Origin of the sequence: Kitasatospora sp. NPDC091257, from assembly GCF_044757675.1 — a bacterium.
Lineage (GTDB): Bacteria > Actinomycetota > Actinomycetes > Streptomycetales > Streptomycetaceae > Kitasatospora > Kitasatospora lactacystinica.
Genome location: NZ_JBIVVI010001016.1, coordinates 1 through 3,388 on the forward strand (window position 1 = coordinate 1; position 3,388 = coordinate 3,388).

Sequence of the window (3,388 nt, forward strand, 5' to 3'; positions counted from 1 at the left end):
AGGTCGCCGCGGACCAGGGTGAGGTCGCCGGCCTCGATGGCGGCGTCGGTGCCGGTGCCCATCGCCAGGCCCAGGTCGGCCTGGGCGAGCGCGGCGGCGTCGTTGACGCCGTCGCCGACCATCGCCACGACCCTGCCCTCGGCCTGCAGCCGCTTGACGGTGGAGACCTTGTCCTCGGGGAGCACCTCGGCGATCACGTGCTCCGGAGCGATGCCGACCTCGGCCGCCACGGCCTCGGCGACCAGCCGGTTGTCGCCGGTCAGCAGCACCGGGGTCAGGCCCAGTGCGCGCAGCTTGCCGATCGCCTCGGCGCTGGTCGGTTTGACCGCGTCGGCGACCTCCAGCACGGCCCGCGCCTCGCCGTCCCAGCCGACCGCGATCGCGGTGCGGCCGGCCGCCTCGGCGGCGGACTTGGCGCGGGCCAGGGAGGGCGGCAGGTGCTGTGCACGGTCGGCCAGCAGGGCCTCACGCCCGGCGACCACCGTGCGGCCCGCCACGACGCCCTCCACGCCCCGTCCGGGCACGTTGCGGAAGTCCGTGACGGCGGGCAGTTCGCCGGCCTCGGTGGCGGCCTCGGCGACCGCCCGGGCGATCGGGTGCTCGGAGGCGTGCTCGACGGCGCCGGCCAGTCGCAGCGCCTCGGCCCGGTCCACGCCCTCGGCGGTGTGCACGGCGACCAGGGCCATCCGGCCGGCGGTGACGGTGCCGGTCTTGTCGAGGACGACGGTGTCGACCTTGCGGGTGGTCTCCAGCACCTCGGGGCCCTTGATCAGGATGCCGAGCTGGGCGCCGCGGCCGGTGCCGACCATGAGCGCGGTCGGGGTGGCCAGGCCCAGGGCGCACGGGCAGGCGATGATCAGCACGGCGACGGCGGCGGTGAAGGCCTCGGTGGGGCTGTCGGTGGCCAGCAGCCAGACCACCAGGGTGGTCAGGGCGATCAGGATGACGACCGGGACGAAGACGGCGGAGATCCGGTCGGCCAGCCGCTGGGCGGCGGCCTTGCCGTTCTGGGCCTCCTCGACCAGCCGGGCCATCCGGGACAGCCGGGTGTCGGCGCCGACCCGGGTGGCCTCGACCACCAGGCGCCCGCCCGCGTTGACGGTGGCGCCGGTGACGGCGTCGCCGACGGTGACCTCGACCGGGACGGACTCGCCGGTGAGCATCGAGGCGTCCACGGCCGAGGCGCCCTCGACCACCACGCCGTCGGTGGCGATCTTCTCGCCGGGGCGGACCACGAAGCGGGTGCCGACCGTCAGCCGGTCCACCGGCAGCCGTACCTCCCGGCCCGCCCGCAGGACGGCGACGTCCTTGGCGCCGAGGTCGAGCAGGGCGTGCAGCGCGGCGCCGGCCCGGCGCTTGGAGCGGGCCTCCAGGTGGCGGCCGAGCAGGATCAGCACGGTGACGGCGGCGGCGGTCTCCAGGTAGAGCGTGGCGGAGGCGTCGGTGTCGCCGACGGACAGCGAGAAGTCGTGGTGCATCCCGGGCATGCCGGCGTGGCCCAGGAACAGGGCCCAGCAGGACCAGCCGAAGGCGGCCAGGGTGCCGAGCGAGACCAGGGTGTCCATGGTGGCGGCGCCGTGCCGCAGGTTGGTCCAGGCGGCGCGGTGGAAGGGCAGGCCGCCGTAGACCACGACCGGGCCGGTGAGCGCGAAGGCCAGCCACTGCCAGTTGTCGAACTGGAGGGCCGGCACCATCGACAGCAGGACCACCGGGACGCTGAGGACGGTGCTGATCAGCAGCCGGTCCCGCAGGGTGTCGGGGCGTCCGGTCGGAGCGGTCCGCTCGGGCTCGGGGGCGGCGGGCGCCGGCGGCGGGGGGACCTCGGCGGTGTAGCCGGTGCGCTCGACGGTGGCGATCAGCTCCTCGACCGTGGTGCCGGGGCCGAAGTCGACCCGGGCCTTCTCGGTGGCGAAGTTGACGGTGGCCTCGACGCCGTCCATCCGGTTGAGCTTCTTCTCGATCCGGGCGGCGCAGGAGGCGCAGGTCATCCCGCCGATCGACAGCTCGACCCGGTCCCGGGCCCCGAGGTCCGGGGTGGACGTGCTCATGCGGATCAGCTCCTCGGTCGGGCGGCCGGCGGGGGCGCCGCGGCGGCCCCCACCGTGCCGGGTGGGTCAGGCGCTGCGGCCGACCAGCTCGTAGCCGACCTCGTCGATCGCGGCGCGCACCTGCTCGTCGTCCAACGGGGCGGCGGAGGAGATCGTCACGGTACCGGCCGTGGAGTCGGCGGCGACCCCGGTGACCCCGGCCAGCGCGGAGACCTCCTCGCTGATCGCCTTCTCGCAGTGGCCGCAGCTCATGCCGGACACGGTGTAGGTGATGGTGGTGGACATCGGAGGCCTCCGGGAGGTCCGGGCGGCCCGGGTGTTCGTCCGGGACGCGGCGCTGGCAACGACTCTTGCGACAACACCATACCCCTCTAGGGTATTCCCGGAGGTGGTGGGGCGGAATGCTCCGCAGCGCGGGGAGCCGGGCCGGTCGGGCCTCCTCCGTGATCGTCCCTTATGTTCGATATGTGTTTCCGCTCCGCCGCGCCCAGTCTCCCTCGGCCCCCACGGCAGCCGGACTGCCGCCGGACCGGCAGCGCGGCGCCCTGCTCGCCGCCGACCTCCAGGACGTCCCGTTCTGGCGGCGCGCCACGCCGGCGCTGATCGCCGTCCTGCTGGTCGGGCTCGCGGACTTCCTCTCCGGCAAGGACCGCTACCTGGCCCCGCTGATGACCGTGGTGCCGACCGTCGCGGCGCTGACCCTGAAACCCGGCGAGCTGCTCCTGGTCTGCGCGCTCGGGCTGGTCACGGTGTTCGGGCTCAGCCACTACGACGAGGTCGACAACATCAACGACGCCCGCTTCCTGTACGGGGCGATGGTCAGCTACGTCGTCCTGACGCTGTTCTCGGCCTGGGTCGCCAAGATCCGGATGCGGCGCGCGGCGGCCTTCGCGGCCGTCAGCTCCGTCGCCGAGGCCGCTCAGCGGGCGCTGCTCCAGCTGCCCGGGCCGACCGTCGGACCGCTGCGGCTCGCGGTGCGGTACGTGTCGGCGGCGGACGCCTCACGGATCGGCGGCGACCTGTACTCGGTGCTGGAGACGCCGCACGGCACCCGGGTCGCGGTCGGGGACGTCCGGGGCAAGGGGCTGGCGGCGGTGCAGACCGCGGCCGTGGTGCTGGGCGCGTTCCGCGAGGCGGCGTACGACGAGACCGGGCTGCGGGGCGTCGCGGCGCGGATCGAGGCCAGCGTCGAACGGCACGTGCCGGACGGGGAGTTCACCACGGCACTGTTCGCGGAGTTCCGTACGCCGGGGGCGATGGAACTGCTGCAGTACGGCCACGTGCCGCCGATCCGGGTGGACCCCGAGGGGCGGGCGCAGGTGCTGCACGCGCCCGACCCC

Annotated in this window: 3 protein-coding genes; 1 reads left to right on the forward strand and 2 read right to left on the reverse strand. The window is 74.7% G+C overall.

Annotated features, from left to right (window positions below):
* On the reverse strand, positions 1-2,048 hold a 2,048-nt coding region (locus ACIQOV_RS33625), incomplete at its 3' end, for a heavy metal translocating P-type ATPase (RefSeq protein ID WP_401054558.1).
* Between the two features lie 66 nt (positions 2,049-2,114).
* Complete coding sequence (locus ACIQOV_RS33630) at positions 2,115-2,333, reverse strand: heavy-metal-associated domain-containing protein (RefSeq protein WP_401054559.1); 219 nt, start codon at positions 2,331-2,333, stop codon at positions 2,115-2,117.
* Between the two features lie 182 nt (positions 2,334-2,515).
* On the opposite strand from ACIQOV_RS33630, the gene ACIQOV_RS33635 reads away from it, so the two are divergent.
* The coding region (locus ACIQOV_RS33635) for a PP2C family protein-serine/threonine phosphatase (protein WP_401054561.1) at positions 2,516-3,388 on the forward strand (873 nt) is incomplete at its 3' end.